Genomic DNA, 17,325 nt, shown 5'->3' on the forward strand with positions numbered 1-17,325 from the left:
ATAAGGTCCTCGGAAGGTACGGGGACGGGACGTCCCGCGAACGAAGGAGGCCACCGGGTGGAGGGGATCGCCGATCCCGCGAAGGCAGTGGGGACGTCGCTGTTCGGCGGGGGGTTCACCTTCCCGGTGATGGTCGCCCACCGCGCCGCGCTGCGGCACAACATCGCCACGCTCGCGGCCTTCGCGCGCGAGCACGGGCTGACGCTCGTCCCGCACGCCAAGACGACCATGTCGCCCGAGCTCGTCCGGGCCCAGCTCGACGCGGGCGCCTGGGGGCTCACCGCCGCCACCCCCGCCCAGGCGCTCACCCTGTGCGGGTTCGGCGTGCCCCGGGTCCTGCTCGCCAACCAGATCTTCGACCCGGCCGGGCTCGACGCTTTGGCCGCGCGGCTGGCCGACGACCCGTCGTTCGAGTTCCTGTGCTTCGTGGACTCGGTGGCCGGGGTGGAGGTCCTGTCCCGGCACGCCGGGCCCCGGCCGTTCCGGGTCCTGGCCGAGCTCGGCCACGAGGGCGGGCGCGGCGGCAGCCGGACCCTGGAGCACCTCCTGGAGGTCGCCGCCGCCGCCCAGGCGGCGCCCGGGGTGGAGCTCGCCGGAGTCGCCGGGTACGAGGGGTCGCTGAAGTCGGCCGAGGAGGTGCGGCGCTATCTGCACCGGCTGCAGGAGGCGCTGGAGCACCTGCGGGTCAGGAACCCGATCCTGTCGGTGGGCGGCAGCCAGTGGTTCGACGTGATCGGCCGGGAGCTCGTCGCCTGCCAGGCCACGATCATGCTCCGCAGCGGGGCCTACGTCTCCCACGACGACGGCTACTACCGCGAGCGCACGCCGTACACCCGGATCGAGGGGGAACTGCGCCCGGCGCTGGAGATCTGGGCCCATGTGCTGTCCGTTCCCGAGCCCGGTCTGGCCGTGGTCGGGTTCGGCAAGCGGGACGCCCCGTTCGACGAGGGGCTGCCGGTGCCACGCGGCGCGGTCGAGGGCGCTACGGTTCTGAAGGTCCAGGATCAGCACGCGGTCCTGCGGCTCGCGCCGGACTCCCCGGTGCGGCCCGGCGACCTGGTGTCGTTCGGGATCTCCCACCCGTGCACCGCCTTCGACAAGTGGCGGGTCATCCCGGTGGTCGACGACGACTACGTGGTCGTCGATCTGATCACCACGCACTTCCACTAAGGACGGAATGAAGATGAGCGGCAAGGTTGAACTGAGGACCGACGAGGGCGCGGCGCCGGTCGGGGCCTACTCCCAGGGCCTGGTGATCGGCGACTTCGTCTACACCTCGGGCATGGGCCCGCTGGACCCCGCCACCGGCGAGGTCGTCGGGACGGACGTGGCCGAGCAGACCCACCAGGTGATGCGCAACCTCGGGGCGATCCTGGCCGCGCACGGCCTGGGCTTCGACGACGTGGTGAAGTCGACGGTGCACCTGCAGCACCTCAAGCGGGACTTCGCGGCCTACAACGAGGCCTACAAGTCCTATTTCACCAAGCCGTACCCGGTCCGCACGACCGTCGGCTCCGATCTGATGGACATCCTGGTCGAGATCGACTTCGTGGCGTACAAGGCGCGTTAGAGTCTGACGCAGGGCGTGGGAAGGCGGCGGCTTGGACAGTTCTTTGTACCTCTACGTCGAGGACGTGCGGGGCGAGGGACTGGACAAGACCCTTGACCGGATCGCCGGGTACGGCGTGACCGGCGTGACCGTGGCCGCCGCCTACCACCGCACCCGCGACGTCACCCCGCACGGGGCCTCGCGCGTGACGATCCGCCGGGACGGGGTGCACTTCACTCCGCCCGAGGACCTGTTCGGCGGGCTCCGCCTGGTCCCGCCCGTCCAGGAGGGGGCCGGGGAGGAGCCGCTGGCCGCGCTGCGCCGGGCCACCGCGGAGCGGGGCCTGAAGCTGCACGGCTGGACCGTCTTCCTGCACAGCGTCACCCTCGGCGACGCCCACCCCGAGGCCACCGTGCGCAACTGCTTCGGCGACCGGGGCTCGCTCGCCGACCTGTGCCCGGCCCACCCCGACGTCCGCCTGTACGCGGTCGCGCTGGGGCGGGCCGTGGCCCGCCAGGGCGTCGACAGCGTCGTGGCCGAGGGGCTGCACTTCGGCACCTTCGGGCACGGCTACCACCACGAGCGCAGCTTCGTCCCGCTCGGCCCGATGGACCTGTTCCTGCTCGGCCTGTGCTTCTGCGAGTTCTGCATGCGCCGCGCCACCGACCTGGGGGTCAACGCCCAGGCCGCCCGCCAGGAGTGCGCCAGGATCGTGGGCGGCGTGCTCGACGGCGACCCGCCCGCTCAGGGCGAGGTGACCCGCGCGGCGCTGACCGCCTACGCCGGGCCGGAGGTGGTCGCCTACGCGCGGGCCCGCTCGGAGACGGTGACCTCCCTGGTCTCCGAGGTCGCCGCGGCCGTCACCGCCGAGGGCTCGCGGCTGACCTTCCTGGACGGCACCGGGTCGGTGAAGGGGTACGCCGACGGGCTGCCCTCGCCGGTCCTGGCCGCGCACGACTCCTGGCAGCTGGGCGTGGACCTGGTCGCCCTCGGCGACCTGGTGCCCTCGCTGGCCGTGCTCGCCTACGCGAGAGACGCCGCCAGGGTGGCCGACGACGTGGGCGCCTACCGCCGCTCGACCGGCAAGGACCGGGAGCTGCGGGTCGTTCTCCGCCCGGGGCCGCCCGACACCGACTCCGCCGACCGCCTGGCCGCCAAGATCCGGGCGGTCCGGGCGGTGGGCGCGGACGCGGTCGACTTCTACGCGTACGGGCTCATGCCGTACCCGATCCTGGAGCGCATCCCCGGCGCGCTGTCGGGCTGAGGCGTCCCCGGCCGGCCGCGCAGGTCAGGCCGGTTGCGCAGGTCAGGCCGGTTGCGCAGGTCAGGCCGCTCCGTCCAGGACGGTCCGCACCGCCTCGGCGGCGAAGTCGTCGCCGAGCGGGAGCCCGCGGAAGACCGCGCGCAGCCACACGGCGCCCCCCAGCAGGTCCATGATCAGCATCGGGTCGGCGTCCTCGCGCAGCTCGCCGCGCCGCCTGGCCCGTTCGAAGACCTCCTGTTCGCGGGCCAGCCGGTCGGCGAAGAAGTGCCGGGTCGCCTCGGCCAGCTCGGGCTGGTGTACGGCGGCGCCGAGCGCGGCCACCGCGATCTCCGCCGACGGCGACTCCGTCAGCAGCGCGGAGATCTCCCGGACCAGCGCCTCCAGGTCGCCCCTGAGGCTCCCGGTATCCGGGGGGTCCACGGCGAGCGCGTCGGCCTCGATCAGCGCGGCGGCCAGCAGCGCGGCCTTGGACGGCCACCATCGGTAGATCGTGGTCTTGTTGACGCCCGAGCGCTCGGCCACGCCCTCGACGGTGAGGCCCTCGTATCCCCGCTCGACGAGCAGCCCGAGGGTGGCGCGGAAGATCTCTTGTTCCTTGCGCGGTGCCATGAGGCAAGGATAGCAACGCAACGGTGCGTTGTGTTTTAATCGAAGGGGTTTCAGTCAGAGAAGGAGGCGCGATCATGCTGCCGATCGTCTTCGTCCACGGAATCCGGGTCAGCGCCACGATGTGGGGCCCGGTCGTCTCGCGCCTGGACGGGCCCGCCGTCGCCGTCGACCTGCCGGGCCACGGGACCAGGCGGGGTGAGCCGTTCACGATGGAGGCGGCCACGTCGGCGGTGGCCGACGCGATCGACCGGGCCGGGGGACGGGCGCTGGTCGCCGGGCTCTCACTCGGCGGATACGTCGGGATCGCCGCGGCGGAGCGTTTCCCCGGCCGGGTGGCCGGGCTGGTCGCCATGGGATGCACGGCCTCCCCGGGCCGCTACGCCGGGATATACCGGTTCATGGCCCGCCTGGCCGCGCGCGACCCCGCCCGCGCCGACCGGATCAGCGAGCGCGCCCTGCGCCTGACCCTGCCGGGCTCAGCCGGGGAGGCGATGGTTGCGGGAGGGCTGTCCTGCGAGGTGATGCCCCAGGTCGTCGAGGCCGTCGCCGGACACGACCAGCTCGCGGCGCTGGCGTCGTATCCGGGACGGGTGTGGCTGGTCAACGGGGCCCGCGACCCGTTCCGCGCCGACGAGCGCGCCTTCCTGCGCGCCTGCCGGGACGGGCGGCTGATCCTGGTCCCCCGGCGGGGCCACCTGGGGATGCTGGCCGCCCCCGGAGCGCTGGCCCGGCTGGTGGGCGACCTGTGCGTCCAGGCGGACCACCTCGACTCCCTCGGTGTTCGGATCGAGCGGCAGGAGGGTGCGGCGGGCGTTCGGACCGAGCGGCTGGAGAGCACGGCGGGCGTTCAGACCGAGCGGCTGGAGAGCGCGGTCGCGACGCCGAGTCCCAGATAGATGATCCCGCTGACGCGGCCGAGCGCCTTGGCGCGGTTGCGCAGCCGCCGGCCCAGCGCGTCGGCGCCCGCGGCGTAGATCATGTCGGAGATCAGCCCGAGGAGCAGCAGCGTGCCGCCCAGGACGACGATCTGCAGCGGCACCGCCCCGGCCTCCGGGTCCACGAACTGCGGCAGGAAGGCCAGGAAGAACAGGATCACCTTGGGGTTGAGCAGGTTGACGACCAGCCCCTCGGCGAAGACCTCGCGCAGCGGCTGCGGGGCGGTCTCCCGGAGCCCCTCCTCCCGCCTGCCGGCGGTCAGCGCGCGGATGCCCAGATAGACCAGGTACGCCACCCCGACCCACTTGATCACGTTGAACAGCGTGGCCGACCGGGCGACCACGTAGGACAGCCCGGCCGCCGCCGCGGCGATGTGCACCAGGGTTCCGGCCTCCACACCGAGCGCGCTGGCCATCCCCGCCGCCCGGCCCTGGGACATGCCGCGGGCGGCGATGTAGAGGTGGTTCGGGCCCGGGACGAGGACCAGCGCCAGGGACGCGACCACGAACACCAGAAAAGTCGACATCGAGACCATGGCTCCACCATAGGGACGGATTGGTCCCCGGAGAGAAGGCCAATGCCGGGCGTTCCCAATGGACCAATCGAATGACGGTGGTCCGTGGCATACTCGCCGAGTGGGGTCGCAAAAAGTGCAAAGCACGCTGGTCGGGCGACTGGCAGAGCTCGATCGTCTGCTGGCCGTGCTGCGCTCCGCGGGCGAGGGTCTTCCGGGAGTCGCCCTGGTGGGCGGGGACGCCGGCATCGGCAAGACCCGGCTGGTGACCGAACTGGCCGAACGGGCCAGGGCGGACGGCTTCGCCGTACTCGTCGGGCAGTGCGCCGAACTCGGCGACGCCCTGCCGTACCTCCCGCTGGCCGACGCCCTGCGCGGCGCGGAGGGCGAGCTGCGCGCGGCGCTGGAGGCGCGTCCCCTGCTGGGTCGGCTGCTGCCCGGCGTCGCCGACGCCGGGCCGGAGTCCGACTCCGCCCTCACCCAGCAGCAGCTGTTCGGCTCGGTGCTCGGCTTCCTGGCCACCCAGCCGGTGCTGCTGATCCTGGAGGACCTGCACTGGGCCGACCAGTCCACCCGCGACCTGGTCGTCTTCCTCAGCCGGATGCTCCAGACCGAGCGGGTCTGCCTGGTCGGCACCTACCGCACCGACGACCTGCACCGCCGCCACCCGCTGCGCCGGGTCCTGGCCGAGCTCAAGCGCCTGCCCTCGGTGACCTCCGTCGAGCTGAACCCGCTCGACCGCCACGAGATGGCCGACTACGTCGCCCTGCTCGGCGGGATCGACGCCCGGATGATCGGCGAGGTCGTCGACCGGGCCGAGGGGAACCCGTTCTACGCCGAGGAACTGCTGGAGGCCGCGAGCGAGGGCTGCTCGATGCCCGACGGCCTGGCCAGCCTCCTGCTGTCCCGCGTCGAGCAGTTGTCCGACCCCGCCCAGCGGGTGCTGCGCGGGGCGGCGGTGGCCGGCCGGCGGGTCGACCACGACCTGCTGCGGGACGCCTCCGGCCTGGACGACCTGGCCTTCGAGGAGGCCATGCGGGAGATCGTCTCGCGCGGGCTCATCCGGCTGTCCGGGGAGTACGGCTACGCCTTCCGGCACGCCCTGCTCCAGGAGGCCGTCTACACCGACCTGCTGCCCGGCGAGCGCACCCGCCTGCACGCCGAGTTCGCCCGGCTGCTGACCGCGCGGGAGGGCGCCGCGGCCGAGCTGGCCCACCACTATCTGGCCGGCCACGACCTCGCCGGGGCGATGGCCGCCTCGGTCGAGGCCGGGCGCCGGGCCGAGCGGCTCGGCGCGCCCGCTGAGGCCCACCGCCACTTCGAGCAGGCGCTCGGCCTGTGGGACAGGGTCGCCGACCCCGAGAGCCTGGCCGGCACCGACTACATCCGCCTCGCGCTGCGCACCGCCGCCGCGGCGGCCGACATGGGCGACAACCACCGGGCGGTCGCCCACCTGCGGGCGCTGCCGCCGTCGGCCGAGGTCTGCGAGCGGCTGGCGTACTACCTGTACGACACGGGCGACGAGACGGACCCGATCCCGATCGCCGAGGCGGCCGTGGCGGCGGAGCCCGAGGGCAAGCTGCTGGCCCGCGCGCTGGCCACCTTCGCCCGGACCCTGTTCTGGACCGACCGGCACGAGGAGGTCGAGCCGCTGGCCGAACGGGCCCTGAAGGTGGCCCGCGAGGTGGGGGCGCGGGACGCGGAGAAGAGCGCGCTCATCATCCTCGCCTCCTGCGCGGAGTTCAGCGGGGACCGTGAGCGGGCCGAGGAACTGCTGTCCCGGATCGTGGACCAGGAGTCGGGCAATCTGGCGATAGACCTGCGCGCCGTCTTCCACTACGCCCGCATGCAGGCCGAGCGGGGCGCCCTGGCCGAGGCCGCCGCGACCGCCGACAGCGGCATCCAGCTGGCCGCGGAGACCGGTCTGTCGTGGAGCACGTACGGCACCGACCTGCGCTTCCACCGCTTCATGATCCACTACATCGCGGGGGAGTGGGAGCAGGCCCGCGCCGCCGGGTTCGGCAAGCGCGTCGGCACGATCCCGGAGGCGACCCTCTCGTCGTTCGTGCTCTTCGTCGAGGTCGCAATGGGCCTGCCCGAGGTCGAGGAGCGGCTGGCCTGGCTCCGGCCGTTCTGGACGGACCTGCTGGTGGCCTACATGTCCCGGGGCCTGGCCGCCGAGCACGCCCTGTGGCGGGGAGAGGCCGAGACGGCCCTGGAGCACGTCACCGCGGTCCTCGACGTCCTGGAGCGTACAGACCCGGGCAACCTCCGCATCGCCGCGGTCGGCCTGTGGGCCCTGGCCGAGCTGGGCCGTACCGACGGCGCCGACGAGATGCTCGCCCGGGCGCGGGCGGCGGCCCGGGCCGGCCTGGGCCGGGAGGGACAGGGCTGGCTGCTGCGGGCCGAGGCCGAGTGGCACCGCGTCCACGGCCGGCTGGAGGTCGAGGCGTGGCGCGCGGTGGTGGAGGCGTTCGACTACGGGTTCGTCTACGAGGTCGCGCGCTCGCGGTGGCGGCTGGCCGAGGCGCTGCTGACGGCCGGAGACCGGGCCGGGGCGCTGGCCGAATGGGAGCGGGCGGTCGAGACCGCCGCGTCCCTGGGGGCCGTACCGCTGTCCGAGGCCCTGGCCGAGCTCGGGCGCCGGGCGCGGTTCACCTCGGCCGAGACGGGGCTGCTGACCAGCCGGGAGCAGGAGGTGCTCGCGCTGGTGGCGGAGGGGCTGGCGAACCGAGAGATCGGAGAGCGGCTGTTCATCGCCCAGAAGACGGTGAGCGTGCACGTCTCGAACATCCTGGGCAAGCTGGGGGTGTCATCTCGTACCCAGGCCGCGGCCGTGGCCCGTAAGGAAGGGCTGATCTGAGGGATCCCGAGAGGTTCCAGGAGAGCCGGGATTTCGAGAGGTTCCAGGAGAGCCGGGATTTCGAGAGGGATGGGCGCAGGTCGGGGCTCGGGGCCGGACGCGGGCGGGTGAGGGGGGTCGCCCGGATCAGGCCGGGGCCGGACGCGGGCGGGCGGGCGATGGCATGTGATGGAGTCGCCCGGATCAGGCCGGGCCGGATCGGGATATGTAGTACCGGAGCACTTCGGCGTCGCGGATCATCGCCGCCTGCCCGTCGTCGGGCCCCGAGCCCCGGAAGGCGTCGAGGGCCTCCTCGGACTCCCACCGCTCGTAGACGTTGATCCTCCCCGCGTCGACCAGGTCGGCGCCGAGCGCGAAGTCGAGGCATCCGGAGGAGGCGCGCGCCTGCTCGACCACGCCGGAACAGCCCCGCAGATAGGCGTCCCGGTCATCCGGGTCGACGGCGAGCCAGCCAGAAACGATGATCATGCGTTGATCGTAGGACCCGTCACCGACAGAACCGGCGCGATGCGCGTCGGGTGGCCGAAGCGGATGACCCAGGACCTGTTCCGCCCTCAGACATACCGGCTCCCCCCGGCCTGCGCGACCGCGGTCGACCACGTCCTGTGTCGACGACGTTCCCATGGCGCCTGCCGGAGCGGATCGCGGTCGGGGGCTCGACGGGGGATCACCTCAGAGATCCCCGGAACGAGTTCCTGAAGGCGGCCCTCGGCAAGCCCTCGGCGGCCCGCAGCGGCCCGCGCGGAGATCGGCGCGCACTCCTGATGCGGCCCGGTCAGGTTTTTCGGTCCTGCTCCGAGGCGGGACGCGGGATCGCCGGGACCCGAGAGGACCGTCGGCTGCCGCGGGTCGTCAGCCGCTGCGTGCCGACAGGGCGAGGTCCCGGACCACCTGGATGAGCTCGGCGGGATCGAACGGCTTGGTGAGGTAGGCGTCCACCCCGATGCCGAGCCCCCGGCGTTTGTCGTCCTCCTGGGCGCGCGCGGTGATCAGGACGACCTTGATGTGGCTGGTGCTGTCGTCGCTGCGCAGCCGGGTGGCGGTCATCCACCCGTCCATCCTGGGCATCATGACGTCCAGGGTGATCACGTCGGGTTTCACGTCCAGCACCCGATCCAGGCAGTTCTGCCCGTCGAAGGCGGTCTCCACCTGAAATCCTTCCAAACTCAGGTTGACCGCGATGAGTTGCCGGATGACCTCGTCGTCGTCGACGACCAGAACCTTGCCGAGAAGCTCTCCCACGGCCGCCAAGCTAATCCTTTGCGGTCGATCGTGCGCGGGTTTCACCGGATGTGTAAGCGGAGTTGTTCGCGGCCGCCGGGTTTTCCCCAGAACCGAGCTCGGTCCCTCGGGGGCCATCCCGCCCCGCCGATCCTGAGGCCTCGATCGTCCACCGAGCCCAGGAGGCCCAAACGTGATCGCCACCCTCATCGCCGCCACCGCCCTCGCCACCGCCGCGACGGCCACCACCACCGTCACGGCCACCGCGGCTCTCACCAGCTCCGATGCGGCCGACCGGACACCCCGGTCCTGCTCGCGCGAGCTCGCCCGCCTGTCCGACCACATCCGCATCCCCGAGCCCGCGCAGGCCCTGATCGCCAGGATCTGCGAGGCCGCGCCGTCACAGATCGCGGGCTTCCCGCCCCCGCAGCGCCCCATCCGCGTCCCCCAGCCCGCCGCCATCCTGACCCCGAGCCCGGAACCCCGCCCCGTCCCGAGCCCGGAACCCCGGCCGAGGCCCGGCGCGGGATCCACCGCACGGCCGGCCCCCGATCCGCAGCCCCACCCCACCACGGCACCGGACGACCGGCCCGCACCGGATCCCCGAAAGCCCGGATCATCAAGGAAACCCGGCTCACCGAAAGATCCCGGAGCACCGAAGGGAGTGAAGGGACGGTCCACACGCTCCGAACGTCCTGATCGCCGTCCCTCACCCGGCCAGATCGCGGCGGCCGCCGCACTCCGCCAGATCGGCACCCCATACGTCTGGGGCGGCGGTTCCCGCAGCGGCCCGACCCGCGGCGGCTTCGACTGCTCAGGCCTCGCCCTGCACGCCTGGTCCAAGGCGGGCGCCACACTCACCCACTACACCGGCTCCCAGTTCACCCAGGGCCGCCGCGTGCCCTTCTCCCGGCTCCGCCCCGGCGACCTGGTCTTCTTCGGCGGAGGCACCGGAGACCCCACCCACGTGGGCATCTACGTGAAGAACGGCGTCATGGTCCACGCCCCCAAGTCCGGCGACGTCGTCAAGACCACCGACTTCGCCACCTCCCCCTACTACCGCGCCCGCTACCGCGGAGCCGTCCGCCCCGCCCCCCGATGAAGCCCGCACCCCGCCAGATCACACACTCCCCATACTGAGTGTCGGTTCCCCTCCGGATGCTGGTAATCTAGTCACTCGTTGGCCCCCTTAGCTCAGGGGATAGAGCACCGGCCTCCGGAGCCGGGAGCGCAAGTTCGAATCTTGCAGGGGGCACCAACCCAAGACCAGCTCACGCCCAGCGTGAGCTGGTCTTTTTCATGTCCGGTGATCGCCGCCGTTCCGCCGCCCTGTGACGCGGTGAGACGCCTGGTGCCGGGTTCTGCGGGCAGTACGCGGGCAGCGATCATGCTACGGAACCCGAGCCCGTATGCGGGCCCCAGGTGACCGCTTCCACCGAGCAGCACGAACGACTATCCGCCAGGCGGCTGACCGGCATGGTGAGTCACTTGGGTAGCTGTGCATCGACCGCCTGGTAGTAGCTCACATAAAGCGCGGCTCGTACGGACTTCCTGCGATAGGGGAAGCCGTCCAACTTGAGAGACTATGGCCTCCTGCTGCCACTGTAGTGAAGTGACTGCCTGGCTTGTCCTGGACGAGTTACTCGACGATTAGCGTCTGTTGGTCCAGGTCGATGTGGAGAGTACCTCCGCCGTTCGCGCGAAGCTGCCGCCAGGCGGCGTATCCCGTCATGATCGCCTGCTCCCAGTCGGCGGCTCGCAGGACGCTCACCTCAAGGTGGGAGGTCATAGCGGCGATGGTCTTAAGGAGTTCATGGTCAATGTGGTGCACGTTGGCGAAGTAGCCGTGGCGGGCGGCGTAGGAGAACACGAGTGCAGAGATGCCTTCTTCGATGGCGATGGCGCGCCCGCCGTCCTCGGCCTCATCGGTCCGGGGATCGCTCTTGCGCTTGCAGCCCAACAGGAAGCGGGTGACGGGGGACCAGCCCAAGACGGTGGCGTGGGCCAGGTGGAAGACGTCGTGGAAGCGGTAGTCGTCGTCGATGTGTGAGGCGTCGGTAAGGGGGTCCCCGCAGGGGATGCCATCGCGGGTCAGCACTGCAACGGTGCGGCCGTCGCGCTCACGCTGTTGCAATGTGAATATGAGGGTGGTCTGCCGCGGGAGCCGTTCGGCTTCGGGGAAAGCCTCGTCGAAGACGATGCGGTCGGCCTGCGGGGTGGCCCGCCAGCGGTCATTGATCTTTACGAGGCTGGCGGCGGCGATGTCTTCCAAATCGAGATCGAAGCGGTGAGCCAGGGCGGCGACGTACCACAAGACGTCGCCGAGTTCCTCGCGCAGGTACTGCTTGCCGGAGGCGAGGCCGAGCCCGTCGCGCAGGTGCTTTTTGTAGGCGGTCGCCAAGGATCCGACCTCGCCGGCCAGACCGAGTAGGGGAACGAGCACGGGGTCGACCCCGGGAGCAGAGGGTTGAAGGGTCTTGATCGCCGCTTGCTGGTAGCGCGTGAAGTCCACGGCTCCTCCTGTTGGAATATCCCTCACCATGGTCAGATTTCCCGACCTTCGTCGTATAGTAGAACAGCGCTGCCGGATAATCCGACGAATGGGAGAGCCTCCTGAACGCGACCAAGCCGGACTTGGAGGAGATCGTTGTCCTCATCATGGAGCTCCTGGCTCAGATGCAGGACCGTGATCCTGGTGAGCTGCGCATAGAACTGGAGCAGACTGGCGAGGAGTTGCCGGTCGACTCACTTCTGATGGTTGAGATCTTGACTCGCATCGAGGCGCGGTACGGCATCGCCGTTTCCCCCAATGAACAGGTCGCCCGCTCTACGCGGGCGGTGTACACCTTCGCCGCCACCATCCTGGAGGCGATCACCGAGAGGCACCCGTCATGAGCCCTACCTCCGCCGACTCTCGTGGCCGTGACCCCGAGCTGAACCTCCTCGGAGAGCGACTGCGTCACACTCGTGACTATCTGGGCATGTCTCAGCAGTACGTGAGCGAGATGACCGGCATCCCGCGTTCGGCGGTCAGCGACATCGAGCGCGGAACCCGGCGGGTAGACAGCCTAGAGCTGAAAAAGCTCGCCCGTCTCTACACCCGGCCGGTGTCGTACTTCCTGGACAAAGAGGAGGACGCTGACCTCGGCGAGCACGCCTTGGCGGGGCTGCCGCGCGCGCTGGTCGGCCTGACTGACGGCGACTGGCAGGAGGTTCTCAGCTTCGCCGAGTTCCTGAAGTTCCGGCGCGCGCACGAGCAGGAGACAAACACAGAGCAGGCACCGAGCACATCGCGAGACGGCAATGACCCGGCGTCGCCCGGGACGGTCGAGTGAACTGGGAGGTCGCACACCGGGCTGCCTCGATTGCGGCCGTGCAGGCCCACCGCGACCTAGGGGTCGACCGCAGCGGATACGTCGAGGTGTATGCCGCACTGCGCACCGCCGGGGTGGTGGGGCTGGCGCGGCCTATGGAGCGCTTGTTCGGAATCTACTGCTCCCCCCGCGATGACGGGCCGGCGGTGCTGCTCAACGCGAAGCTGGACATCATTGCTCAGCGGCACACCGCAGCACATGAGCTGGGGCACCACCGTCTGCGGCACGGCACTGCCTACGACGAGGAATTGGACCGCACCGCCCGCTGGGGGGACGGCAGCTGGCCGGATGAGGAGAAGTTGGCCGAGGCGTTTGCGGCCTGGTTTCTCATGCCTCTGCCCGCGGTGCAGGCGGCGCTCGGGCGCCTAGGCGTTACTCGTCCCCTGCGGCCCGAGCACGCCTACCAAGTGGCCCGCTGGCTAGGCACCTCTTACGCCGGAACCGTCAACCATCTGCACCGGCTGCAGCTGCTGAGCCGTGAGGAGAAGACCTCTTGGTTGAAGGTCAAGCCCGCCACGATCAAGGAGACATTGGCCGGTGGCCCGGTGGACGGCAGGGCGCACGTGCACCTGATCGGTTCCACCGCCGACGGGGCGACGGTGCGGGTGGATGCCGGAGACCTGATCGTGCTGGAAGGCAGCGGGGCGTACTTCGAGACGCTGCCCAGCTGCCTGTCACCGGTGGATTCCCCGAACGGACAACTGTTCTGGGGGGAGGCTGCCCCGGCGGTCGCCGAGGTCACCGACGTGCTCACGGGCATGGCCGAGGTGACGGCCCGCCTGCCGGGCGCCGCCGTCGTGGAGTTCATCGTGGCGCGGCAATCACCACGAGCCGGTCGCCAGGACCTGTGGCCGATCTGAAGCGTCCTTCGTCGTTTACCCGGCTCCCCTACCCCCTTGGCCATCACGATCTCGGGAGTACCAATGCACACCTTCACCGTCACGGCGGAGAACACCTCCCTGGCCTGGATCGCTGCCTGCCGGGCGCTGGATGTGGCCGCCAACCAGCGTCACCACGGCTTCCACACGGTGGTGCGCATCGCCGATGCCGCCGCCGAGAACGTCCACGTGCGCGCCGACTTCGATCAGATGCGCGAACGGTGCGGCTATGCGCCCATCGAGACGGTCGCCAACACCATCTTCCCCGCCCGGTTGGCCGCCACCAGTTCCTCTCCTGAAGAGCTGGTGCGCCGCTATGGGGAGATGTATGAGCGGCTGCGACGCATAGACCAGGGAAATCGGTATGGAACCTACTTCGGCCGTATCGTGGCCTATCCCACCCACAAGGGACCCATTGACCAGCTCACCGCCGTGATCGCTCGGATCCGTCGACAGGCCGCGGGTAGGGGGCCGATGAGCGCCGCCTATGAGATGGATGTGGCCCACCCCGATGACGCCACCCATCCGGAGGATCTAGCCGGTCCCGCTGGCCTAGAGTCAGGCCAAGACACCTGGTCGACGCCGGTCCACATCGCCGGTACCGACAATGGCTACCGTGGCTTCCCCTGCTTGAGCCACTGCTCCTTTCAGCTGGAGCACGGAAGCGTGCTGCACGCGGTGGCCCTGTATCGCAGCCATTACATGGTGGACCGCGCCTACGGCAACTACCTGGGCCTGGGACGCCTGCTGGCCTACATGGCCCAGCAGGCGCAGGTACAGCCGGGCAGCCTGACGGTCATCGCCGGCCACGCCCAGATCGAAAAGGACCTCCGCGCCATCCGCCCGCTCATCGCCGAGCAGGCACAACTGTCGCTCTGATCGCCGGCACGGGCCGGAATGCTCAGGCCGGCTGAAGCGCCGAGGCATTGATGCCCCACCTGGGCGGGAACCATGCGGTCAAGACAGCGGGGTCCGCCCGGTACAGCTGCTTGATCCGGCTGCGCCCGCTGATACCGGCGATCTCTGGATGCACCACGCGTGCGTACTTGTCGACCTCGCAGAACAGATTCTGGCAGTCGATCAACTGCAAGGAGCGGCCCCGCAGCCCCGTGAACTGGAGTCCAAGGCGATTGAAGTGCTCCTGCTGTGTATCGGCCATATACCGGATCACTTCGGCCTCAATGCCGCTGGCGGCAGGGCCGAAGCACTTGCGGATGCCGTCGCGGGCTCCGGGGCCCGGAACAACGAAGTCCATCTCTGAGAAAGACAGCTGCGCCGCGTAGTTCAGGTCGATCAAGTACTGATAAGCCAGGAACGGACCGATGGTCGGGAAGTCCAGCAGCACCTCATAGGCCGCGCGCATGGAGGCAGAGTGCTGGATCCGCTCCGGCGCTCTTCGGCTCATCATCAGCTCGATGAGCCGAAGATGATTGCTGTGCTTGCGCTGCTCTCCCAGCGCTGGCGGGGGAGTGATGTAGGCCGCCGAATACAGCCGTTTGCCCGCCGCAAACGCCGTCGACAGCACGCGATCCAGTGCCCGGAAGTTATATTCGCCCCAGGTCACCTCGCCTAAGTGCTCCTCCAGGAGCTGCCACGTTGGGATCTTGTTGAAGACCTTGAACAGCACGGTGCGGAAGAACACCTCCCGCCACTGTTGATCCCCGCGGTAGGAGACCTGACCGATCAAGTACTGGCTGACCCGGTCTGCAGCGCGGAAGCAGTTTGTGAAGCGATGCTGCGCCAGCACCGGATCCGAGGGTGCGGGTGGCGCTTCACCCAGCCGTGCCAGGTAGACCTGTTGCCGGGCTGCAGCAAAACGCCAGTACGTGTCGAATACCGGCGTAGGGTGCAGCGTGCGCCCGGCGATCCTTACGGCATCAGGCGGTCGGCTGTCTCGTGCCTGAGGTCGGGGTGGGGCTTGCAGCATGCTCACCATCCATTGAATATATATTGAATATAGATCAATATGTCTACAGGGGGCGTCGATGGAACTGCTGTGGCGCGCTCCACGCCGCAACACCCTGATCACCTGGCCCCAAGCTGTCGACGACCGTCTCGAGCGACTCCTTGCCGCCGGTCTCGCAGCCCAGGAGAACATGAGTCGTTCTCAACTGCTCGCCGCCCTTGTGGTCAACGCAGAAGTCTCACCGGAGCACGTCGCCGCCTTGGTACGGGCATATCGCAGCATGAGTGCGGATGCTCTGGATGACACGCCAAGTTCTGGTGCCGTCCAGGATTGGCCAACGGTCCGCCATCCGGGCCCGCGCCGGAAGGTAGGCCGCCGCAAGCCGCATTCCGATGTCCAGAAAGCGAGGGGCAACCGCGACATCGGTGATTCCCGCGAGCTGGGCAGCCGTGATGTCTCCGACTGAACCCGCTCATGAATCAACTTCACCCATGATCAGTCTTCGATCTTTCCCCAGGGATGGTCGTCCCGGAAATGGCGTTTTCAGGAGGCTCCAGACGACGTAAGTGAACATGAAGAAGCGACCTTGGATCTTCTCGGTCGTTGGTCAGAGCGTGCTGTCTCCGCGGGCGCGGTTCATCCGCTCGATCCAGATGTCGTCGTAGCCGGCCATGCATCGGTGGTAGATCCGCTGCAGCACCTCAACGCTGTGCCCGGCCCATTCGGCGACCTGCGCCGCTGGCACACCGGCTGATAGTCGCCAGGTGACCCCGGCGTGGCGCAGGTCGTACGGCGTGCCCATCAGTGGGGAGGGGAGCTGTTCCGGAGTGAGCGTCAGCTCACGGGCCTTCTTCCACAAGCGCGCGTAGGCGGACTTGGGCACTGGACGGCCGCTCTCGGAGCGAAACAGGCGCCTGTCGGCGGCCACCCCGAAACGTTCGATGTGCCCGCGTAGCAGCGCCACCAGCTCCGGCGGGATCGGCACCACCCGGACGGTCTTCTTCGACCGCCCCTTCAATCCGCGCTCGTCGTGCAGCAGTCCGGTGTCGGTGTAGTCCTTTCCCACCTCAGGTTGGGAAGCCTCCAAGATGAGCTTGCCCCAGCCGTCTTCAGGCAGATGGCAGTCGGCTCGCCGGAGCCGGCCCACCTCGGCCGGGCGCATCATCGCGTAGTACATGCAGCCGAAGAAGGCCACGAACCGCGGACCCTGGCGGCGGCCCACATACGAGCACATGATCAGCGCCTCGGCGATCTGGCGGGGGTTGCCCACAGCACGCGGGTCGATCGCGTCGTCAACCTCCGGCTGGCTCCATTCCATCCGCAGTGCCGGCGCATCCAGCGGATTGTCTGCCAGCCGCCCTTGGTTCACCGCATAGCGCAGCGCGTTGTAGAACACCCGGCGGCGCCGCCGGTAGTACTCCGGTGCCGCTGCCGTGCCGTCCAGCAGCGAAGCACATGCGGTGAGCGCCCGGCCTGTCACATCGTGCTCGGCTAGCGAGGTGATCGGCAGGGACGCCTTGCGCAGCCACTTCAGCGTCGCGATTACTTCTTCGGGCTGGTCGATCTCCTTGCGTGAGGGAATGAAGGCCCACCGCAGCGCGTCACGTAGTTCTTCGATCGAGGGCGTCCCCCGCATCTCGCGCACCAGCGCCGGGGTCACCGCCACCATGCTCTCCACCAGCGAGCGGCGGGAGTTCGCGGCTGCCTTCGGCCACTTCTTGGCCACATAGTCCAGGGCGTGCTCGAACCAGGTGATGGATTGCTGCTCGCGGTGCATCGAGGTGGGCAGGCCGGTCTCGGTGTCGAAGGCCTCGCCGGCGCGGGCGGCGGCGATGAGCTTGGCGCGGAAGGAGTCGGCCAGGCCGCTGGTGACGAACGGGCTGTTGAACGCCCGGTCGGCTACCACCCAGCGCACGATGTACGGCCGGCGCCGCCCCTTACGTGTCTGGATCTTCCAGAAGCGGACGTCGTAGCTTTTCACGCGCTCTCCTGGGTCTCCAGCCAGGCATCCAGCCAGTCGCGGCGGATGCGGATGGGGCCATTGCGGGCCAGCCGTACGGCCTTGGGGCCCGTGCGGTTGGCGCGCCAGCGATCCCAGGCCCGGCGGGAGACGCGCAGCTCGCGGCAGACCTCCTCGACGGTCAGCCATTCATGCCTGGTCGATTTCGGCGTGCGGTTGGTGGCCATGACGAGGGACTCCTTCACAAAAGG

The 17,325-nt window shown here is 69.7% G+C and carries 19 protein-coding genes and 1 tRNA gene; 12 read left to right on the forward strand and 8 right to left on the reverse strand.

Going from position 1 to position 17,325, the window contains the following annotated elements:
- The first annotated feature begins 57 nt into the window (after positions 1–57).
- The 3 genes from Psi01_RS02530 to Psi01_RS02540 are packed head-to-tail and all read left to right on the forward strand — an operon-like array spanning position 58 to position 2,813.
- Positions 58–1,170, forward strand: a complete 1,113-nt coding sequence (locus tag Psi01_RS02530; protein ID WP_204062266.1) for an alanine racemase — start codon at positions 58–60, stop codon at positions 1,168–1,170.
- Positions 1,171–1,183: 13 nt separating this feature from the next.
- The gene (locus Psi01_RS02535; protein ID WP_204062267.1) at positions 1,184–1,570 is read left to right on the forward strand and encodes a Rid family detoxifying hydrolase; all 387 of its coding nucleotides are present in this window, start codon (positions 1,184–1,186) and stop codon (positions 1,568–1,570) included.
- 31 nt (positions 1,571–1,601) lie between these two features.
- Positions 1,602–2,813, forward strand: a complete 1,212-nt coding sequence (locus tag Psi01_RS02540) for a hypothetical protein (protein ID WP_204062268.1) — start codon at positions 1,602–1,604, stop codon at positions 2,811–2,813.
- A gap of 60 nt (positions 2,814–2,873) precedes the next feature.
- Here the strand turns inward: Psi01_RS02540 and Psi01_RS02545 are convergent, their stop codons facing one another.
- Complete coding sequence (locus tag Psi01_RS02545) at positions 2,874–3,422, reverse strand: TetR/AcrR family transcriptional regulator (RefSeq protein ID WP_204062269.1); 549 nt, start codon at positions 3,420–3,422, stop codon at positions 2,874–2,876.
- A 74-nt stretch (positions 3,423–3,496) separates the two neighbouring features.
- Here Psi01_RS02545 and Psi01_RS02550 point away from each other — a divergent pair, with 74 nt between their 5' ends.
- Entirely contained in the window at positions 3,497–4,318 is an 822-nt protein-coding gene (locus Psi01_RS02550) for an alpha/beta fold hydrolase (RefSeq protein ID WP_204062270.1), read from the forward strand.
- On the opposite strand, the gene Psi01_RS02555 is transcribed toward Psi01_RS02550, so the two are convergent.
- Positions 4,270–4,893: a LysE family translocator gene (locus tag Psi01_RS02555; protein ID WP_204062271.1), complete on the reverse strand. Its 624-nt coding sequence runs from the start codon at positions 4,891–4,893 to the stop codon at positions 4,270–4,272. The two genes, Psi01_RS02550 and Psi01_RS02555, sit on opposite strands and share 49 nt — an antisense overlap.
- Before the next feature lie 115 nt (positions 4,894–5,008).
- Between Psi01_RS02555 and Psi01_RS44015 the strand changes: the two genes are divergently transcribed.
- Positions 5,009–7,735 (forward strand): helix-turn-helix transcriptional regulator, encoded by a 2,727-nt coding sequence (locus tag Psi01_RS44015; RefSeq protein ID WP_275424483.1) that lies wholly within the window; start codon positions 5,009–5,011, stop codon positions 7,733–7,735.
- Between the two features lie 183 nt (positions 7,736–7,918).
- On the opposite strand, the gene Psi01_RS02565 is transcribed toward Psi01_RS44015, so the two are convergent.
- Both Psi01_RS02565 and Psi01_RS02570 read right to left on the reverse strand, forming a co-directional pair.
- Entirely contained in the window at positions 7,919–8,203 is a 285-nt protein-coding gene (locus Psi01_RS02565; protein WP_204062273.1) for a putative quinol monooxygenase, read from the reverse strand.
- Positions 8,204–8,587: 384 nt separating this feature from the next.
- Entirely contained in the window at positions 8,588–8,977 is a 390-nt protein-coding gene (locus Psi01_RS02570) for a response regulator transcription factor (protein ID WP_204062274.1), read from the reverse strand.
- Between the two features lie 172 nt (positions 8,978–9,149).
- Here Psi01_RS02570 and Psi01_RS02575 point away from each other — a divergent pair, with 172 nt between their 5' ends.
- Together Psi01_RS02575 and Psi01_RS02580 are read left to right on the forward strand one after the other, a co-directional pair.
- Complete coding sequence (locus tag Psi01_RS02575; RefSeq protein WP_204062275.1) at positions 9,150–10,058, forward strand: C40 family peptidase; 909 nt, start codon at positions 9,150–9,152, stop codon at positions 10,056–10,058.
- Between the two features lie 81 nt (positions 10,059–10,139).
- Positions 10,140–10,214: transfer RNA gene (locus Psi01_RS02580), tRNA-Arg, on the forward strand.
- Between the two features lie 381 nt (positions 10,215–10,595).
- Here Psi01_RS02580 and Psi01_RS02585 read toward each other — a convergent pair.
- Positions 10,596–11,468 (reverse strand): nucleoside triphosphate pyrophosphohydrolase family protein, encoded by an 873-nt coding sequence (locus Psi01_RS02585; protein ID WP_204062276.1) that lies wholly within the window; start codon positions 11,466–11,468, stop codon positions 10,596–10,598.
- Positions 11,469–11,590: 122 nt separating this feature from the next.
- On the opposite strand from Psi01_RS02585, the gene Psi01_RS02590 reads away from it, so the two are divergent.
- The 4 genes from Psi01_RS02590 to Psi01_RS02605 all read left to right on the forward strand — a co-directional run bounded on the left by Psi01_RS02590 (position 11,591) and on the right by Psi01_RS02605 (position 14,087).
- A complete protein-coding gene (locus Psi01_RS02590; protein ID WP_204062277.1) occupies positions 11,591–11,851 on the forward strand; it encodes an acyl carrier protein in 261 nt (86 codons plus the stop codon).
- Positions 11,848–12,291, forward strand: coding sequence for a helix-turn-helix domain-containing protein (locus tag Psi01_RS02595; protein ID WP_275424484.1), 444 nt, complete (start codon positions 11,848–11,850; stop codon positions 12,289–12,291). Before Psi01_RS02590 ends, Psi01_RS02595 begins: the two co-directional genes overlap by 4 nt.
- The gene (locus Psi01_RS02600; RefSeq protein WP_204062279.1) at positions 12,288–13,190 is read left to right on the forward strand and encodes an ImmA/IrrE family metallo-endopeptidase; all 903 of its coding nucleotides are present in this window, start codon (positions 12,288–12,290) and stop codon (positions 13,188–13,190) included. The genes Psi01_RS02595 and Psi01_RS02600 overlap by 4 nt, the downstream gene beginning before the upstream one ends.
- A gap of 63 nt (positions 13,191–13,253) precedes the next feature.
- Complete coding sequence (locus Psi01_RS02605) at positions 13,254–14,087, forward strand: hypothetical protein (protein WP_204062280.1); 834 nt, start codon at positions 13,254–13,256, stop codon at positions 14,085–14,087.
- Between the two features lie 22 nt (positions 14,088–14,109).
- Here Psi01_RS02605 and Psi01_RS02610 read toward each other — a convergent pair whose 3' ends face one another.
- On the reverse strand, positions 14,110–15,144 hold the full coding sequence (locus Psi01_RS02610; protein ID WP_204062281.1) for a nucleotide kinase domain-containing protein: 1,035 nt from the start codon (positions 15,142–15,144) through the stop codon (positions 14,110–14,112).
- 49 nt (positions 15,145–15,193) lie between these two features.
- On the opposite strand from Psi01_RS02610, the gene Psi01_RS02615 reads away from it, so the two are divergent.
- Positions 15,194–15,580, forward strand: coding sequence for a hypothetical protein (locus tag Psi01_RS02615; protein WP_204062282.1), 387 nt, complete (start codon positions 15,194–15,196; stop codon positions 15,578–15,580).
- Between the two features lie 141 nt (positions 15,581–15,721).
- On the opposite strand, the gene Psi01_RS02620 is transcribed toward Psi01_RS02615, so the two are convergent.
- Together Psi01_RS02620 and Psi01_RS02625 are read right to left on the reverse strand one after the other, a co-directional pair.
- Entirely contained in the window at positions 15,722–17,095 is a 1,374-nt protein-coding gene (locus tag Psi01_RS02620; RefSeq protein ID WP_204062283.1) for a tyrosine-type recombinase/integrase, read from the reverse strand.
- Positions 17,092–17,301, reverse strand: coding sequence for a helix-turn-helix transcriptional regulator (locus Psi01_RS02625; RefSeq protein ID WP_204062284.1), 210 nt, complete (start codon positions 17,299–17,301; stop codon positions 17,092–17,094). Before Psi01_RS02625 ends, Psi01_RS02620 begins: the two co-directional genes overlap by 4 nt.
- Between the last annotated feature and the right edge of the window lie 24 nt (positions 17,302–17,325).

Source organism: Paraplanobispora siamensis (genome assembly GCF_016863175.1).
Taxonomy (GTDB): domain Bacteria; phylum Actinomycetota; class Actinomycetes; order Streptosporangiales; family Streptosporangiaceae; genus Planobispora; species Planobispora siamensis.

Coding starts and splice junctions, on each gene's coding strand:
- Psi01_RS02565 (WP_204062273.1), bottom strand. CDS start 8,203: ATGATCATCGTTTCTGGCTGGCTCGCCGTCGACCCGGATGACCGGGAC.
- Psi01_RS02610 (WP_204062281.1), bottom strand. CDS start 15,144: ATGGTGAGCATGCTGCAAGCCCCACCCCGACCTCAGGCACGAGACAGC.
- Psi01_RS02595 (WP_275424484.1), top strand. CDS start 11,848: ATGAGCCCTACCTCCGCCGACTCTCGTGGCCGTGACCCCGAGCTGAAC.
- Psi01_RS02550 (WP_204062270.1), top strand. CDS start 3,497: ATGCTGCCGATCGTCTTCGTCCACGGAATCCGGGTCAGCGCCACGATG.
- Psi01_RS02545 (WP_204062269.1), bottom strand. CDS start 3,422: ATGGCACCGCGCAAGGAACAAGAGATCTTCCGCGCCACCCTCGGGCTG.
- Psi01_RS02535 (WP_204062267.1), top strand. CDS start 1,184: ATGAGCGGCAAGGTTGAACTGAGGACCGACGAGGGCGCGGCGCCGGTC.
- Psi01_RS02605 (WP_204062280.1), top strand. CDS start 13,254: ATGCACACCTTCACCGTCACGGCGGAGAACACCTCCCTGGCCTGGATC.
- Psi01_RS02615 (WP_204062282.1), top strand. CDS start 15,194: ATGGAACTGCTGTGGCGCGCTCCACGCCGCAACACCCTGATCACCTGG.
- Psi01_RS02625 (WP_204062284.1), bottom strand. CDS start 17,301: ATGGCCACCAACCGCACGCCGAAATCGACCAGGCATGAATGGCTGACC.
- Psi01_RS02555 (WP_204062271.1), bottom strand. CDS start 4,893: ATGGTCTCGATGTCGACTTTTCTGGTGTTCGTGGTCGCGTCCCTGGCG.